The sequence below is a fragment of the Paenibacillus assamensis DSM 18201 genome, assembly GCF_000422445.1.
In the GTDB taxonomy this organism is placed as follows: Bacteria; Bacillota; Bacilli; order Paenibacillales; family Paenibacillaceae; genus Paenibacillus_B; species Paenibacillus_B assamensis.
The window spans coordinates 1-2252 of sequence record NZ_AULU01000036.1 but is presented as its reverse complement, the minus strand read 5'-3'; the positions used below and the strand labels follow the sequence as shown (position 1 = coordinate 2252).

Annotated in this window: 4 protein-coding genes; all 4 read right to left on the bottom strand. The window is 42.4% G+C overall.

Going from position 1 to position 2252, the window contains the following annotated elements; translation table 11 throughout:
• Positions 1 to 338 (bottom strand): type II toxin-antitoxin system PemK/MazF family toxin (locus tag H580_RS24360; protein ID WP_169449372.1); only part of this gene is annotated, 338 nt, incomplete at its 3' end.
• A 224-nt stretch (positions 339 to 562) separates the two neighbouring features.
• Positions 563 to 751 carry a hypothetical protein gene (locus H580_RS0114480; protein WP_028595412.1) on the bottom strand — a complete coding sequence of 63 codons (189 nt, stop codon included), beginning with the start codon at positions 749 to 751 and terminating at the stop codon, positions 563 to 565.
• A gap of 83 nt (positions 752 to 834) precedes the next feature.
• Positions 835 to 1446: an HK97 family phage prohead protease gene (locus H580_RS0114475; RefSeq protein WP_036605317.1), complete on the bottom strand. Its 612-nt coding sequence runs from the start codon at positions 1444 to 1446 to the stop codon at positions 835 to 837.
• A 160-nt stretch (positions 1447 to 1606) separates the two neighbouring features.
• The coding region (locus H580_RS0114470) for a phage major capsid protein (protein WP_028595410.1) at positions 1607 to 2252 on the bottom strand (646 nt) is incomplete at its 5' end.

Below are 2252 nucleotides of genomic sequence, written 5' to 3'. Positions count from 1 at the left end.
GTTGGCTTACCATTTGCCGTTAAAACTGGCTTTCTGGTTACCCTGTCAATTTTTGATTTTAATGTTTTAGATAAGGGCGCCACCAGCACGTTTCCGGATGTAGAATTTATCCGGTCTGAAGATACAATAATAACTGGTCTATCTTCGTTCTGCTCATTTCCAATGTTCTGACCTAGAGCACAATAATGTATGGCTCCCCTTACAACGCCTTTCCCCTTGATCGTCTCTTCATGCTCAATCCATTCGGAAGCTAAGCTTATCTTTTCTGGCTGCCAACTATTAATGCTGGTTTCCTTAGCTTGCTTTTTTCTGTTCAATACATTGTCCGGTATCTCCATTATTGTGATCGCCATACCTTTCATCAGAAATTTGGGGTACATATGTACAAAATCTGTGATTTGGTGAATATGTCAAGCAGCTCAACCACCATATTCATTCAAATTCGGCCGTAAGACACGATTTTACTTCCGTGGAACATAGTAAAAAAAAGCAGATGTACTGAAAATACGATCTGCCGTTTTCTTTGATTTCCTTTGATTTGCGGTTGTCCTCATTTTTTAACTCAAACAGGTTTGCATGTATTGCAAAAAATCTCTGTTCGAATATGATCACGTTCAATACGTAGAACCTTTTCGTGAGATGCAGTTCGGTAATGTTCTACCTTTTTACCTCGCCCACAATCACATTTCACTTCGATTTCTTCATCGTAGACTTCCCAATTTTTATCGCCTTCACGCCTTGAAACACTCACTTTTATCACCCTCCTAGTATTTCATCGTTTAGTAGTATTTTACCATGAGACACTAGAATGGGAACGAAAAAAGCTCGACTGCTCTATAGCAAGCCAAGCTCCAATTCTAATAGTTCAAGCTCATCTTTGAGTCGTTCACATTCTTTGAGTTCTTTTCGTTGAGTCCTTGTTTCCATACCAATCATGTCAGTGCTTCGTTGCTCTGCATTGGCTTCGCTGTCCTCATATGCGGGGAATGGCGTGGGCGAAACCTCATACAGTCTCACATTCAACAAAGTACGTTCGTATACATCTTCATCAGACAGGTATTCATTAGTTGCGCCGCCTTCACGGACGCCAAACCCAAACGAAACGCCGTCAGTATCGCCACGTTTGATTGATTCGAACGCATCATTCCCCCATGTGCTATCAGGAAGATCGATTTCGAAGCGCAACCCGATATTGTCTTCTTCCAGGCGCAACGTTCCCGATTTGGTGGAGCCAAGGACGAAATCTGTTCGGTGATTCCATAGCGCCTTTACTGTGTCTTCCTTCAAGCTGCGCGCAAATGCACCCTTTTGTACAACCTCGTAAAACTCGCCATATAGCAATTGGCTACGCTTGCCCCATTTGACTACGTAACCCGTAATAGTACGGGTTAATGTACCATCAGCTGCTGTGCGAATCTCAATCGGCTGCAGGAGTGTCCTGGTCATTTTAGTCACTAATTTATCACCTCTTGTATTTGTACTTTTTCTGCATAAACTATCAACTTTAAAAGAAAAAGCTCCCGAAATTTCATTTAGGGAACTTTTTTTTCACTTAACGGGGGCGCGCTGTGCGCGATGCCCTTTTTCAGCCCCGAACATAGGGGGGCTATAGAATACCTTTAATAGCTACAAAGTGATTAGGCCGCATTACTTGCACATCAGCACGAATATAAGCTCGAATCACATGCTGCAACCTTTCAAAAGCTCCACCAGCTTCACTACTGATTTCGATTCTAAGGCTCTTACGTAACCCAATAAGCAAGTGCTTCCAATCACCTACAAACGCTAAACTTGTATTGGTTGCTGTACCTTGTTTAATGTCATTAGGAATCTGATTTGTAGCTAACTTATTCAAATTAATAAAAGACGATGGGGCATTTAATGGCTGCCCTGTTGTGTCCACTAATCGGTCAATTACGCCGTCTGTTCGCGGCGACCAAATAGCAGCATTAGGAGCCCCATTTATACTCTTAATCATTTCACTAGCTCTCGAAAATGGTGCATAGTTGGCGATTTCTCCGCCGTTATCTCCCAGGCTTATTGTTTGAATACCTGGTGTATGTAACAATCCTAACGGTTCAGGGTCTTGTCCATTTCCAAGTAGTGCAGCGCGATCCAGTTCTAAAGCTAAGGATTGGGTTAGTGCGGTAAAGACAACTTCATCAATATTGCTCGCGTCTTCTAAAAGTTCACGGCTCATTCGTACCATGCCAATCAATGTTTTTGCTTCAAATTTATTTGCCCCGAATGTT